The organism is Mobiluncus curtisii subsp. curtisii ATCC 35241, from assembly GCF_000146285.1.
GTDB lineage: Bacteria > Actinomycetota > Actinomycetes > Actinomycetales > Actinomycetaceae > Mobiluncus > Mobiluncus curtisii.
The window spans coordinates 140,875-155,549 of sequence record NZ_GL385912.1 but is presented as its reverse complement, the minus strand read 5'-3'; the positions used below and the strand labels follow the sequence as shown (position 1 = coordinate 155,549).

Genomic DNA, 14,675 nt, shown 5'->3' with positions numbered 1-14,675 from the left:
TATGGAAATGTGGCCAGGAAAACCTTATCCGCTGGGGGCAACTTATTACGGGAGCGGAACAAATTTTGCAGTTTATTCAGCTAACGCTGAAAGAGTGGAACTCTGTTTGGTAGACGAAGATGGACGAGAAACCGAACGTTTCACTTTGGATGAAGTTGATGGTCACGTGTGGCACGGCTACATCCCCAATCTCCGCCCTGGGCAACACTACGGATATCGCGTCTACGGTCCTTATAACCCTGCTAACGGGCAACGCTTCAATCCGAGCAAATTGTTGCTGGATCCTTATGCCAAAGCCATCGCCGGAGACTTAGACGGCGACATGTCGATTTTCGCTTATCCTGCCGGAGAACCGGACGGTTATTCGGAGGCGGACTCAGCCGCGCACACGATGCATTCCGTCGTCATCAACCCCTTCTTTGATTGGGGCAATGACCGTCATCCCTGTTTGGATTACCCAGACCTGGTCATTTATGAAACTCATGTCAAGGGTATGACCATGTTGAATCCTGCCATTCCCGAACCTCTGCGGGGCACTTACGCGGGGATGGGGCATCCGAACACCGTTGCCTATCTGAAACATTTAGGTGTGAACGCGGTGGAACTCATGCCCGTGCACCAATTCGTTACCGATCCTTCCCTAGAGGCAAAAGGCTTGAAAAACTATTGGGGTTACAACACTATCGGTTACTTTGCTCCACATAACGCCTATTGTTCAAATCGTCAAGGCGACCGCCAGGTCGAAGAATTTAAGCAAATGGTCAAAGACCTGCATTCGGCAGGCATCGAAGTCATCCTCGATGTCGTCTATAACCACACTGCCGAAGGCAACCAGCTGGGACCGACTCTGTCTTTCCGTGGCTTGGACAACGAAGTGTACTACCGCCTGGTTGAAGGCGACCGGGCACACTACTTCGACACGACTGGAACCGGCAACTCCCTGCTGATGCGCTCCCCCGCAGTGCTGCAGCTGATTATGGATTCCCTGCGGTACTGGATTACCGAAATGCACGTCGATGGGTTCCGGTTTGACCTCGCATCGACCCTAGCGCGGGAACTCAGCTCGGTCGACAAACTTTCGGCGTTCTTTGACATCATCCACCAAGACCCGATTATTTCCCAGGTTAAGCTTATTGCCGAGCCTTGGGATGTCGGTGAAGGCGGCTACAACGTGGGCGGATTCCCGATTCTGTGGTCGGAATGGAACGGCAAATATCGTGACACGGTGCGAGATTACTGGCGTGGCGAGCCGGCAAAGCTGGGCGAGTTCGCGTCTCGGTTCAGCGGTTCGGCAGATCTCTATGCCCACACGGGGCGCCTGCCGGTGGCCTCCATCAACTTTGTGACTGCACATGACGGATTTACCCTACTGGACTTGGTTTCCTATAACGAAAAACACAACGAAGCCAACGGCGAAGGCGGGGTTGACGGCGACAATAACAACAAATCGTGGAATTACGGGGAGGAAGGTCCCAGCAGCGACGAGTCAATCAATGAGCTGCGCCGGCGCCAACGCTTCAACTTTCTCACCACCCTGCTGCTATCCCAAGGGGTTCCCATGATTTCTCACGGAGACGAGTTAGGGCGTACCCAGGGCGGCAACAACAACGGGTATTGCCAGGATAACGAAATCACCTGGATCCATTGGGATGAGGATGCGCGCGACCAAAAAATGTTTGACTTTACCCGCACCCTGATTCACCTGCGCAACGAGCATCCGGTGTTTCGCCGTCGCCGGTTCCTAGCTGGAGATGCGGCACGTGGCGGAGAATCAGACCGCGGCGACATCGAGTGGTTCAGTGTGAACGGTGAGCATATGACCGATGAAGAGTGGACCACAGCTTACGCCAAAGCCCTGACGATTTCTCTGAACGGCGCGTCTATTGACGAGCCGGGCAAGCGTGGCGAGCGCGTGCAGGATGATGATTTTATCCTGATGTTCAATGCCTCTGAAAAGGACTTGGAGTTCACCATGCCGCGATGGACCCACGATTTGCAGTGGTATCGGGTGATTGACACGACCTCGCCAGAGCCTATTGAGACAGATTTCGTGCGGGCAGAACTGTTGGGTTCTCCTGAGACCATTACGGTGCGTTCACGTTCCATTATGGTTTTAGCGTCACCTATGGCTGAGCGCACACTCTAGGTCGGGGTGTCTCCCGGTCAGAAGGTATTTCGGGTCTGTAGGGCGTGGTACGGTCGGTTTTCCGGTTCTCTCGCTTACGCTGAGAGAGTGAGCAAGGCGAGTTCAGCGGCGCAGGCGCAGGTACCCCCGGCGTGGAAGCTCGCTCTTTTGTCACTGCGACAGGCGTCTGTGCCGCCCCGCGTTTCCATTCACGAGGTTCCTGCCCCGACAAAGATTGCCCCTTACGCGGTGGCAATAAGCGCGGAAACCGCACTGCATGTGGAGGCGGAAGCTCCCGCTACCGGTAGGTTTGTGTGTCTCTACGATCCGCAGACCCAAGAAGGTTGGGGCGGCGAGTTTCGGGTAATTGCTTTGGTGGCGACCGATACGGAGCTAGCTTTAGGGGAAGACCCCCTGGCGGGGGAAGTCGCTTGGTCGTGGCTGCGGGAATGTTTGGCGAGTCGCGACGCTGATTACGGACACTTGGTGGGCACTGCCACCACCACCATCAACCGTTCTTTTGAGGGCTTCGCACTGCGCGCCACCTCTGCCACTCTGGAGATTCGCGCTTCTTGGACTCCAGGCAGCCCCGATTTGAGCGCCCATTTCCTGGCGTGGTTGGATACAATGCTGCAGGCAACCGGGCTCTCCCCCGAGGAAAACGTCACGCAACTGCGCCGTTAAGACCTTCCCGACCGCCCTTATGCACTAAACAGAATTCTCGGAAATACTCACACGGTGCGCCTAGACGGGCGTAAACGCGACAGGTTATATAACATAGAACCGTTATGTCGAGCACCACCTCAATGTCACAAGTCAGTACCCCGCGACTGGTTACCCGTACTCGTGAGCCTTTGGCTCCGATTGTGAATACTTCCGCAGCCCTGGCGCGAGTCTGTGAACTTGTCGCCGATGCCACGGGTCCGGTGGCTCTCGATACCGAACGAGCCGGTTCTTTTCGCTATTCACAAGGCGCTTACCTGGTGCAACTGCGCCGCGAAGGGGCGGGGACGTTCCTCATCGACCCGATAGCCTTTCCCGATTTGGAGCCGTTGAGCCGGGCTATTGGCAAGGCGGAGTGGATTTTGCACGACGCCACTCAAGACTTGCCGTATCTGTTGGAACTGGGGATGCGTCCACAGTTGCTGTTCGACACCGAGCTGGCGGCGAAGCTGCTGAATTTTCAGGGATTTGGTTTGGCAGCGGTCCTGGAACAGGTACTGGGTATCAGCTTGGCAAAGGAACATTCCGCCGCGGATTGGTCCACCCGTCCCCTGCCCTCCGATTGGCAAACCTATGCGGCACTGGACGTAGATTACCTCATTGACCTGCGCAATCATTTGTGGTTACAGCTGCAAGACGCAGACAAAGACGATTGGGCAGAGCAAGAATTCGACTTTCTGCTGGACTTTCAGCCACCCGCTCCTAAACCTGATCCGTGGCGCCACGTCCCCGGTTCTGGAAAGGTTCACGCCCCACGCAATCTCGCCGCCTTGCGGGAACTGTGGTATTCCCGTGATGACCTAGCACAGCAAGAAGATTTGGCGCCGACCAAAGTGTTGACGAACGCTGCCATGATTGCCCTCGCGGTAGGGCTGCCAAAAGGGAAACGTTACATGGCGGCTTTGGAGGATTTTCGCCATGACCGGATCGGACGAAAACGAGCTGACCGTTGGTTTGCAGCTTTGCGAAGGTCCTACCAATTGTCCCCTCAAGAGCTCCCCCCACGGCGCGCCCCACGCATTCCCGGTGACGTTCCAGATTCGCGCTCTTTCACACATAATCATCCGCAAGAAGCCGACCGGTGGCGACGTTTGCGTGAATCCGTGGCAGGCGTGGCAGCCCAGCTAGACGTCAACCACGAAGCCATGTTGGAACCGAAAACTATCCGCCGGCTGGCTTGGATGCTGCCTGATGACGCCACAAAGTCCCAAGTCCTAGAGGTGCTGCAGGCCAGCCAGGCACGACCCTGGCAAATTGAAAATACTTTGGATTCGCTGGTGCAAGCCCTCAAATCCGAGAATTAATAGAATCGACTAGCGCCTGCGGGGTTAGACCCAGTTCTTTTCGGATTTCATCGCGGGTGGCGTGATGCAGAAATTGTCTCGGAATCCCGTAGGACAGCACCGGAGTAAAGATGTCCAATGCAGCTGCAGCATTGCGCAGTTGAGAACCAAAACCACCTTCTACCAGACCATCCTCTAAAGTTACGACCCAGTCGTAGGCGCCTGCTGCCGCCACTAAATCTGCAGGCACGGGAATCAGCCATCGCGGATCGACTACGCGTACTGCCAAATCGTTGGAGGCATCGAGCTGTTTGGCGACTTCCACCCCCAAGTGGGCAAATGCTCCGGTTGCCACAATCAGAATGTTCTGGGGGCGACTTGAGCTGTCATTCGGCTCACGAGTTTGGGTAGTGGGGTCCACGAACTCTGCAGATTCCCACAGCACGTCACAGCCATGAGCTCGTTTCCAAGCAGGTAAAGGTTCAGGCAGCGAACCTTTCGGATAGCGCACGATGGTGGGACCGTCCTCAACCTGGAGAGCCTCCCGGAGTTCTTCACGCAAGGTCACAGCATCACGCGGGGCAGCCAGACGCAGACCGGGCACGGTTCCCGCCAGAGCCAAGTCCCACATGCCGTTGTGGCTGGCACCGTCGTTTCCCGTGATACCGGAACGGTCCTCCACAATTGTCACCCCTGCCCGATGCAGAGCTATATCCATCAGCAACTGGTCATAGCCCCGATTTAAAAACGTGGAATACAACGCAACAACTGGGTGCATCCCGCCGTAAGCCAGACCAGCAGCGGTGGCGAGGGCGTCTGCTTCGGCAATGCCCACGTCGAAAACTCGGTTCGGAAACTCTCGTTGCATTGGGCACAGCCCCACCGGACGGAGCATGGCGGCGGTCAAAGCGACAATTTTTTCGTTCTCACGTGCCAACTTACAGATTTCGTCGGCAAAAACCTGTGTCCATTCAAATCGCTTCGGTTCGATGGGCAGTCCTGTCTCCGGGTGAATCCGTCCAATTGCGTGGAAGTGGTCAGAGTCGTTTTCTTCCGCCGGGGTGTAGCCACGCCCTTTTTGCGTGATGACATGCACCAATACGGGCTTATTGGCGGCTTTTGCCCTGGTAAAGCTAAATTCTAGGGCGGCAATATCGTGTCCATCAATCGGACCGGTATAGGTAATCCCCAGCTCGTCAAACAAGACCCCCTCAGCGGAGGCAACCATGTCACGCAACCCGGCTTTCGCGGCGTGCAGCCCGGAATACACCAGGTTCCCTACGGGTCCGCCACCTTTCAGAGTTCGTTTACCCCATTTCAGAGCCTTGTCATACTGGGGGGTAACTCGCAGCGCATCGAGGTGATGTGCCAGTCCGCCGATAGTCGGAGCGTAGGAACGCCCGTTGTCGTTCAAAACAATAATCAGCCGACCTTCGTTTTGTTCGGCAATGTTGTTCAGGGCTTCCCAAGCCATGCCGCCGGTCATCGCCCCATCACCGATGACCGCCACGACCCAGCCTTGAATTCCGGTCAGACGGTTTGCCTTGGTAATCCCGTCCGCCCAGGACAGCGCGGCTGAGGCGTGAGAGTTTTCCAGCACGTCAGTTTCGGATTCTGCCCGGGAAGGATAACCTGATAGCCCTCCGCGTTGACGCAGTCGAGAAAAATCTTGCCGCCCTGTCAGAAGCTTGTGAACGTAAGTTTGGTGTCCCGTGTCAAAAACGAAAGTGTCTCGAGTGACATCGAACACGCGGTGCAAGGCTATGGTCAGCTCGACTACGCCCAAATTCGGTCCCAGGTGTCCCCCCGTTTTGGCGACTGATTCCACCAGGAATTGACGAATTTCCCCAGATAAACGATTGAGTTCCTGGTGGTTTAGGTGCCGCAAATCGCGTGGCGAAGAAATCGTCGGCAACAGGCGCAGGGACACCAAGTCGGCATTTTGCGCACGTACGGGTTCAAATTGGGACATAGAATCGTGAAACTCCTCAAAAAGATGCTGCTTCATTCTATCCGGTTTCTGTGTTTCCTTTCATACCTTTCCAGTGTGGAACGGTGGCACGGCAACGTTTTTGCTATGAATTTGTCAAAAATAACTCCCCGAACCGACCAAAAGTCAATTCGGGGAGCTGTTGACGATTGTGCCGCGGCGACTTAGGCCTTTACTAAGTTACGCAGCACGTAACGCAAAATGCCGTCGTTACGGTAATAGTCAGCTTCTCCGGGGGTGTCGATACGCACCACCGCGTCGAACTGAACTTTGGAACCATCTGCCTTAGTGGCACAGACTTTCACCGTCTCTGGAGTTTTTCCTTCGTTCAGGACAGTTACACCGCTGATATCGAAGGTTTCCGTCCCGTCCAGCCCCAGCGAGTCCGCAGATTCTCCTTCCGGGAACTGCAGCGGCAGAATTCCCATCCCAATCAGGTTGGAGCGGTGGATACGCTCGAAGGACTGCGCGATAACGGCTTTCACGCCCAGCAGGCGCGTGCCTTTTGCAGCCCAGTCACGGCTGGACCCCGTACCGTATTCCTTGCCCCCCAACACGACCAGTGGAATTCCTTCAGCCTGGTAGTGCATCGAGGCGTCATACACATAAGCCTGGGGACCGCCATCCTTAGTAAAGTCGCGGGTGAAACCGCCCTCCACCCCGTCCAGCAGCTGGTTCTTAATGCGGATGTTCGCGAACGTGCCGCGCATCATGACTTCATGGTTGCCACGACGCGAACCGTAGCTGTTGAAGTCCTTGGGCTGCACCCCATTGCTGGTCAAGTACTGACCAGCGGGAGTTTCGGGCTTAAAGGCGCCAGCCGGAGAGATGTGGTCAGTCGTGACGGAATCGCCCAGTTTCAGCAAAACCCGAGCCCCGTGGATGTCCCGAACCGGTTCGGGCTCCATCTTCATTCCGTCAAAGAAAGGCGCCTTGCGCACATAGGTCGAGGCATCGTCCCAGGTAAAGCGGCTGCCTTCCGGAGTCGGCAAGGACTGCCAGCGTTCGTCACCAGCAAACACGTTTGCGTAATCTTTCGTGTACATATCACGGTTGATGGTTTCGTCGATAGTCCGTTGCACCTTAGTGGGGTCGGGCCAAATGTCACGCAAGAACACGTCGTTGCCATACTGATCCTGTCCCAGGGGCTCCGTCTCAAAATCGAAGTCCATGGTGCCAGCCAGGGCGTATGCCACAACCAGTGGCGGAGAAGCCAGGTAGTTCATCTTTACGTCAGGAGAGATGCGTCCCTCGAAGTTACGGTTACCTGATAGCACCGCTGTAACTGCCAAATCATTGTCGTTGATGACCTTCGAGATTTCGGGAGAAAGAGGACCAGAGTTACCGATGCAGGTCGCACAGCCGTAACCTACCAGGTTAAATCCCATCTCATCCAATGGTTTCCACAGACCTGACTGATCAAAGTAGTCCGTGACGACTTGGGAGCCGGGAGCCACCGAAGTTTTAACCCAGGGCTTCGACTTCAGTCCTTTAGCACGAGCGTTGCGAGCCAGCAGTCCGGCAGCCATCATCACCGAGGGGTTGGAGGTGTTCGTGCAAGATGTAATGGAGGCTATGACCACGCGACCATGATCCAGGTCGGTCTTGGTGCCGTCAGCGGTGGTTAGTTCTACGCGCTTATGCGCTTCGGGAGCATACGTGGGCACCAGGGTCTGCTCGAAAGTTCGTTTGGCATCGCTCAACTTAATGCGGTCTTGCGGACGCTTCGGACCGGCAATGGAAGGCACCACGGTGGACAAATCGAGTTCCAGGTACTCCGAATACTTCGGCTCGAAGCTCGGATCGTGCCACAGACCCTGTTCCTTAGCGTAAGCCACCACCAGAGCGCAGCGTTCTTCGTCACGTCCGGTCAAGCGCAGGTAATCCACGGTGACCTGGTCGATGGGGAAGATGGCTGCCGTCGAGCCGAATTCGGGAGACATATTGCCGATGGTGGCGCGGTTAGCCAGCGGCACCTGCGTGACACCCTCGCCATAGAACTCCACAAACTTGCCGACCACGCCGTGTTCGCGCAGCATCTGGGTGATGGTCAGCACCACGTCCGTAGCGGTAGCGGAGGCAGGGATGGAGCCGCTGAGCTTAAAGCCGACCACGCGCGGAATCAGCATGGACACCGGTTGCCCGAGCATAGCGGCTTCGGCTTCAATACCGCCGACTCCCCAGCCCAGCACACCCAACCCGTTGACCATGGTGGTGTGGGAATCAGTACCGACACAGGTGTCAGGATAAGCCTGTACCGTGCCATCGGGCAGTTCTTTGGTGAACACGGAACGCGCCAAGTACTCGATGTTGACCTGGTGAATGATGCCGGTCCCCGGCGGCACTACGCGGAAGTTGTTAAAGGCACCCTGTCCCCAGCGCAAGAACTTGTAACGTTCCGAGTTACGTTCGTATTCCTTGTCTGTGTTGAGTTTCAGCGCGTCAACGCGCCCGAAGTAGTCAATCTGGACCGAATGGTCGATGACCATTTCCGCCGGAGCTAACGGGTTGATTTTCTTGGGATCTCCGCCCAGCTCTTTCACGGCTTCGCGCATGGTTGCCAAATCAACTACGCAGGGCACGCCGGTAAAGTCTTGCATCACCACGCGAGCCGGGGTGAACTGAATTTCCGTACTGGGTTGCGCGTCAGGATTCCATGCTGCCAAAGCCTTAATTTGGTCTGCCGTAATGTTGGCTCCGTCCTCGTTACGCAGCAGGTTTTCACCCAAAATGCGCAGGGCGTAAGGAAGTTGTTTTAAGCCTTCCACGGCATCGAGAGAAAAAATCTCGTAGGATTTATCTCCCACCTGCAATGTCTTGCGAGCATTTAAGCTGTTCAAACTGGCCATTAATAACCTCCTCTGAGGTGGCGCCAACGCCACAAAATTTATCTCGACATCAAGATATATTTTATTTGGCAAATTCACAACACACACAATTCTGGTTGGCATACATTTTTTGAATACTGCCAGACCTCAAGCGTCGAATCGCCTGCCATCTGGTGTTATGCCCGGCACATACAGCTTCTGGGGCAATCATCGACCAACTTCACGAGGGTGGGGCGAGACGTTTTCACGTTCCTGAAGTGCACCCAATACGCAAAACTGTTGTTGCGCAAATGTTCTGGGTCCGGGTTCGAGACTCTAAAAACCAGCTCAAAGAAAGCCCTGAAGGGGTACCAGTCAAAGAACTCAGGGCCAAAACCGCAAATATTATCCTTCGTAGAGAACCTGAAATAAAACCTGAAGCCGACAAATTATTCAGCAGCTTTCGTATCCCTGTCGCCGATGCCATTAATATTTTCCCGCGCACCTATCATTATGGAAGATGGGTTTCTGCTACACGATTGCATAACATAATGCAGGTTGAAGCGTACTGGGGCACTAAAATCGTGAAACTCAGGTATTACCCGTTTCCCGTCATTTAAGATTCTTTTTGTTCAAAATATTCAGAGTTAAAATAATAGACGTTCCCATCACCGTCATAATCATCTAATCCAGGATAATGTTTCAGACCGAGTGACATCGCGGTACGAATGGAAGGTAGATTTGTATTCAAGGTCAAGGCAACAACTATACGAGATTGCGGCGAAGGACATTCCGCCTCGCCAGCCCTATCTGACCCATCAGATTGAAGCACAGTATCAATAATCGTTCTGGCGGCTTCCTTAACATATCCGCGGCGCATTTTTTCTGGAGTAATCCGGTAATAGAGATTCAAATAGCGCTGCTCTTGAATAAAGACGTGTTTAAGCCCACAGACACCCACGTAACCACTATCGCTTTTATCGATAATGACATAATACCCAAAACCGTACTTCTCATGGTGTTCAATCCACGTCTTCAATTCTTGTTGAAAAGTCTCACGGTCACGCACTGGTCCGGCTGGGTTATAGCGATTAGTAGCTGGATCCGAATGGATTTGAAATAAGGGTTCTAAATCAGATAGTTCAGGTTTCCGCAGTACCATGCGGGGTGTTTCGATAAGCTGCATACATTTATGTTAGTGGCATCTGAAATTTGAGCAGTTTTGGCATTTGAAAATTGAGCACTTCTGTCAGATTAGGAGTGTGATTTCGTTGCATGATTGGGAAGTTATTCGGTCTTTGGCGCGGTCGGGTGTTCCGAAAGCGCAGATTGCTAGGGATTTGGGGTTGGCGCGTAACACGGTGGCGCGTGCTGTTGGGGCGGATTCGTCGCCGCGTTATCAACGTTCTGGGAGGGGTTCGTGTTTTGATGCTTACGAGGCCAGGGTCCGCTCGTTGCTTCAGGAAACACCGCGTATGCCGGCAACGGTTATCGCGGAACGGATTGGCTGGCCGCGGTCTGGGAGGCTGTTACGTTATCATGTTGCTTTGATACGTCCTGAGTTCTTACCTATTGATCCGGCAGACCGGCTGGAATGGGATATCGGGGACGCTGTCCAGTGTGATTTGTGGTTTCCTCCGTACAAAGTGCCGTTGGATGACGGGCGGTAATGTCTAGTTCCGGTTTTGGTGATGGCTTGCGCGTATTCACGTTACACGGTATGCGTGGTGATTCCTACACGTACAACTGCTGACCTGTTACAGGGTATGTGGGAAGGGGTGCAGCGCTTTGGTGGTGTACCACGCCGGTTCATTTGGGATAACGAGTCTGGTATCGGGCGTGGTAATCATCACGCTGCAGGGGTTAGCGGGTTCATGGGAGTACTTGGAGCCACGCTCAAACAGCTCCCTCCCAGAGACCCGGAATCCAAAGGGATTATCGAGCGGTTTAATAGGTACGCAGAAACATCATTCATGCCAGGACGGCATTTTCTTTCCCCGCAGGATTTACAGGCTCAGCTCGATGATTGGATGGTGAAAGCTAACGGTCGTACGCATGCCACGTTACATGCTATACCTGCTGAAATGTATCAGGAGGAACTGACTCATTTCGCGTCGTTACCACCCGTGAAACCACAGTGTGGCTGGTTCAAAGAAGTCCGGCTGGGACGGGATTATTATGTTTCCCTGGACGGGAACCATTATTCCGTGAGTCCGGAATGCATAGCCGCTCTCGTCCAGGTCAGGGCTGACCTGAACACTGTTAGCGTTACCTGCAAAGGAAGCCTGGTTGCTAAACACCGGCGAGCGTGGGGCTCTGGGATAACCATCAAAGACCCAGCCCATGTGGCTAAAGCCCGCCAGTTAAGGGAGAAACTCCGGCTGATTGAACACAATCCCAAGCCTGTCCTCACTGCGCAGACAACGTTAGAAGAATACGACCGGGTTTTCAAGATAGGAGCATAACCAATGACCCAGGTAACTAAAGACATCATTTTTTACACTCACGCATTGAAAACACCTCGCATAGCCAAGACCTTCCAACACATGATAGACATGGCTAAAGACCAGGGCTGGTCCATGGAAGAATTCCTCGCGGCCGTACTCGAGACCGAGGTCTCAGCACGTCAAGCCGCAGGAATCCAGAACAAGCTACAACGAGCCCATTTCCCGTACCGCAAAACCATGGAAGAGTTCGATTTTGACTACCAGCCCCAAATCAGGAACGAGATACTCCCCAATGCTTCAGGAGCCTACATCGCTAAAGCGGAAAACATTATCCTCCTAGGCCCGCCCGGGACCGGGAAAACCCATCTCGCTGTAAGCCTGGGAATGAAAGTGATAGAACAAAACACTAACGTTTTGTTCAACACCGCTCAAGGCTGGATAGAAACCCTGCAAACCGCGCACAACCACGCACAGCTAGCCCAAGCATTAAAACGGTTGAAAAAATACCCCCTTCTCATCATTGACGAGTTCGGGTACCTCCCAATCGATGCGGACGCCGCGAACCTGTTCTTCCAACTCATCTCAGACCGCTACGAACAAGGCTCGCTAATAATCACTTCCAACCTACCATTCAGCCAATGGGGAGAAATCCTAGGCTCCACAACCATAGCCACAGCAATAATCGACCGCGTAGTCCACCACGCCCAAGTCCTGCAAACCAGCGGAAAATCCTACCGACTACGCAACCACGACCAACCAAACCCAGTAAAATAAAACTGCTCAAAATTCAACAGCCAAAAACGCACCATTTTCAACTGCCACCGACAATTTACCTAACCTGAGCCGATAGCAAGCATAAACTCTCCACATGGATTGAGAGAACCCAAGTATAGCTACACTTTTTTGAGTGCACACTATTGATAGTGGGTGCACTTTTTAACGATAGGAAAAGCTATCGTTAAAAGGTTTAAGATTGGCTTGATAACTTGGTTTTTGAGCATAAAAACAGCCTAGAGAGGGTTCCCCCTAGGTTGGATTGTGTAACGTTTCAGACGCTTACAGCCTTTTGACTTTTATGATGCTCTTTCTTACCAGCTTCTCGTCATATTCACTAAGCTCGTGTCGCTCGCTTTTCAGAAAATCTTCCATTTCTCTGATTCGTCTTTTAGCATCTTCTTGACCTGCTTTTTCTATAAGAAGCTGCTGTTTCTTACCTTTCAGTTCATCAATCTCGTTGACAGTTTTCGTATATAGTTTCATTACGTGTTGGATACAATGAAACCTTAGCTTTGAACTCTGAAACTTTAGCCTTGAATTCTGAAACCTTTTTAGGCATCAAAAAAGACGGTATTACTACCGCCTTAATTATTTACACATAACGTATTTAGATTTAGATTTTTATTTCATAGAAACTTGATCCTTGCTAAGCTCTACAAACTGGGATTTGTTGTAGTTATCTCCCATTTTCTTTAATTCCATATGTAATACACAAGCAAATACTATCTTAATAATACATGCCACAACAGCAACCGTTGTACCGTTTAATGCACATCCTAAAATCAAGGAATCATCGGAATGGAAATTGCAGCAACTGTATATCCCTTTGATTGATACAACCATGAATAGGGAAATAAATGTGCTCCAAACACAATAGCGTATACCATAATCATCTTTTCCGGAACCGCACTAAACACCCACATAACGATTAATAAATAAATCATTTGATTTAAGGTGAAAATGAAGCCTAATTGTCCAAGTGGATTTTGTTTTGAAAAGATATCCACCTTTATAAGGTTACCAATGAGCCAAGCCAGCGGTAATAATGGGCATGAACAGCAAAATACCAATAAATTTTTCATATCCATATTGATATCTAAAACTGACACAAGTACTATCAGAAGCCATATAATCACCGATGCCATGATAAATGGCAATCCTTTTTTCTGCTAAATTGCAATTTCTTTTCTTAATTCATCCACCATTTTCTCCTCCAGAAATTCAAATTTGTCTACACCGACTTAATCTTATAATTTATCAATTCAATAAACTCTATCACAGTCGCTCCTATCATCGGAAGCCCATAGGGAATAAATAGGAAACCGATAACAAAGCCAGATATACCTATTCCAACTTCTCCTTGAATAAAAGAAGCTAACGCCCCAAATATGCAGAACATCATAACGATCAACATTGAACACTCTGAAAATAGCGTCTGTCTTATGCTGAGGTAACACGGACATGATACGGCTATTCGTACCAAAGAGTAAGACTGCCGCAAGTGTGATACCTTCCTTGTTCGTTTCCGGATTCTCAAGTATGAGTCCGCAGCTTCTGAGCATTTCCTCATCCGTCATGTCAACCCACAGATGGTGCTCAGTATTCACTCTCGCCATTCTCCTTGCTCGATCCATAAGATCATGACGAAGGCTTGAAACCGGGATGGCAGTGCGGGAGACTTAATCTGTCTATACAAGCGGGACGGTCATTTTGCTTTTGCTTCAGCATATCTATCTTTGCCCCACCAATTTGGCATGAGCTCCTTCAATGTGACAGTCTTCCGCTGTTCAAAGTCCTCCATAATCTCCATTTTTTCATTTTCTTCATTCAATTGATAAAAGAATTCTCTACACGCTCCACAAGGCATACCGCTTCCCGCTCCATAAGGTGCCTTGTCGCGGAATGCGATCAGGCGCTTCACCTTCGTCTGTCCACTATTCACATACATATTAAGAGCGGCCACGCGTTCTGCGCACAAATTAAGAACACCACTGCAGCTCTCAATGCAGAAACCCCTGAAAATTTCTCCGTTTTCAGCTTCTATTGCACATACAACATGATGTGCGTAAATGAATGGAGAAACTTCCTCCGGATGAAATTGTGCCTTCACCTTTTCATACATTGTATCCCAAATATCCATATATTCCTTTTCTCCTAAAATACCTGAATTTATCGCATAGACCTTCCTATTTGCATATACTACAGTTTCATCATGTCTTTCCTGCCGAAAACTATTATCCGAATTAGACATCTATCTCACAGCCACAACTACCCCAACATCTAACTCGACAACTCAACATAGTGACATCTATTAAGGCAACTCAACTCTCACACTTTTTGACCTGATCTGCCCGTGGATAAGTTCCGAGAAGCGTTCGTCCTGCCCAACGCCAAATTTGCCCGATTGCCCAAAAACCGCCGGATACTTAATCTTTCACGACTATTTCCCTTCGACTCTTGACATCAACACAACGCTCTCAACGTGCTCACCATTGTCCAAACCTATATTCTCAACTCTTCTGC

14 protein-coding genes are annotated in these 14,675 nt (G+C 51.7%); 7 read left to right on the top strand and 7 right to left on the bottom strand.

Annotation, left to right across the window (positions count from 1 at the left end; translation table 11 throughout):
* Position 1 precedes the first annotated feature (1 nt).
* The 3 genes from glgX (at position 2) to HMPREF0574_RS00675 (ending at position 4,152) form a co-directional block, all read left to right on the top strand.
* A complete protein-coding gene (gene glgX, locus HMPREF0574_RS00685) occupies positions 2-2,146 on the top strand; it encodes a glycogen debranching protein GlgX (RefSeq protein WP_004006738.1) in 2,145 nt (714 codons plus the stop codon).
* Positions 2,147-2,233: 87 nt separating this feature from the next.
* A complete protein-coding gene (locus HMPREF0574_RS00680) occupies positions 2,234-2,809 on the top strand; it encodes a DUF3000 domain-containing protein (protein ID WP_004010623.1) in 576 nt (191 codons plus the stop codon).
* Positions 2,810-2,913: 104 nt separating this feature from the next.
* Positions 2,914-4,152, top strand: coding sequence for an HRDC domain-containing protein (locus HMPREF0574_RS00675; protein ID WP_236585891.1), 1,239 nt, complete (start codon positions 2,914-2,916; stop codon positions 4,150-4,152).
* Here the strand turns inward: HMPREF0574_RS00675 and dxs are convergent.
* Both dxs and acnA read right to left on the bottom strand, forming a co-directional pair.
* Positions 4,136-6,103: a 1-deoxy-D-xylulose-5-phosphate synthase gene (dxs, locus tag HMPREF0574_RS00670; RefSeq protein WP_413230953.1), complete on the bottom strand. Its 1,968-nt coding sequence runs from the start codon at positions 6,101-6,103 to the stop codon at positions 4,136-4,138. The two genes, HMPREF0574_RS00675 and dxs, sit on opposite strands and share 17 nt — an antisense overlap.
* A 182-nt stretch (positions 6,104-6,285) precedes the next feature.
* Positions 6,286-8,970, bottom strand: a complete 2,685-nt coding sequence (gene acnA / locus HMPREF0574_RS00665) for an aconitate hydratase AcnA (RefSeq protein ID WP_036324808.1) — start codon at positions 8,968-8,970, stop codon at positions 6,286-6,288.
* A 152-nt stretch (positions 8,971-9,122) separates the two neighbouring features.
* On the opposite strand from acnA, the gene HMPREF0574_RS00660 reads away from it, so the two are divergent.
* Complete coding sequence (locus HMPREF0574_RS00660) at positions 9,123-9,548, top strand: hypothetical protein (protein ID WP_245527314.1); 426 nt, start codon at positions 9,123-9,125, stop codon at positions 9,546-9,548.
* Here HMPREF0574_RS00660 and HMPREF0574_RS00655 read toward each other — a convergent pair.
* Positions 9,545-10,114 (bottom strand): GNAT family N-acetyltransferase, encoded by a 570-nt coding sequence (locus HMPREF0574_RS00655; RefSeq protein ID WP_236585892.1) that lies wholly within the window; start codon positions 10,112-10,114, stop codon positions 9,545-9,547. The two genes, HMPREF0574_RS00660 and HMPREF0574_RS00655, sit on opposite strands and share 4 nt — an antisense overlap.
* A 76-nt stretch (positions 10,115-10,190) precedes the next feature.
* Here HMPREF0574_RS00655 and HMPREF0574_RS09590 point away from each other — a divergent pair, with 76 nt between their 5' ends.
* From HMPREF0574_RS09590 to istB, 3 genes are read left to right on the top strand one after another with little or no spacing between them, the layout of a single operon-like run.
* Positions 10,191-10,598, top strand: a complete 408-nt coding sequence (locus HMPREF0574_RS09590; protein WP_115255749.1) for a hypothetical protein — start codon at positions 10,191-10,193, stop codon at positions 10,596-10,598.
* A 54-nt stretch (positions 10,599-10,652) separates the two neighbouring features.
* Positions 10,653-11,393, top strand: coding sequence for a Mu transposase domain-containing protein (locus HMPREF0574_RS00650; protein WP_236585893.1), 741 nt, complete (start codon positions 10,653-10,655; stop codon positions 11,391-11,393).
* A 3-nt stretch (positions 11,394-11,396) separates the two neighbouring features.
* A complete protein-coding gene (gene istB / locus HMPREF0574_RS00645; RefSeq protein WP_004006729.1) occupies positions 11,397-12,149 on the top strand; it encodes an IS21-like element helper ATPase IstB in 753 nt (250 codons plus the stop codon).
* Between the two features lie 282 nt (positions 12,150-12,431).
* Here the strand turns inward: istB and HMPREF0574_RS00640 are convergent, their stop codons facing one another.
* The 4 genes from HMPREF0574_RS00640 to HMPREF0574_RS00625 all read right to left on the bottom strand — a co-directional run bounded on the left by HMPREF0574_RS00640 (position 12,432) and on the right by HMPREF0574_RS00625 (position 14,403).
* Positions 12,432-12,635: a hypothetical protein gene (locus HMPREF0574_RS00640; protein WP_004006728.1), complete on the bottom strand. Its 204-nt coding sequence runs from the start codon at positions 12,633-12,635 to the stop codon at positions 12,432-12,434.
* 299 nt (positions 12,636-12,934) lie between these two features.
* Positions 12,935-13,297, bottom strand: a complete 363-nt coding sequence (locus tag HMPREF0574_RS09750) for a DUF7010 family protein (RefSeq protein WP_004006726.1) — start codon at positions 13,295-13,297, stop codon at positions 12,935-12,937.
* 86 nt (positions 13,298-13,383) lie between these two features.
* Positions 13,384-13,551, bottom strand: coding sequence for a CD1845 family protein (locus HMPREF0574_RS09745; RefSeq protein ID WP_236585973.1), 168 nt, complete (start codon positions 13,549-13,551; stop codon positions 13,384-13,386).
* A gap of 306 nt (positions 13,552-13,857) precedes the next feature.
* Entirely contained in the window at positions 13,858-14,403 is a 546-nt protein-coding gene (locus tag HMPREF0574_RS00625; protein WP_004006724.1) for a cytidine deaminase family protein, read from the bottom strand.
* Positions 14,404-14,675 lie beyond the last annotated feature (272 nt).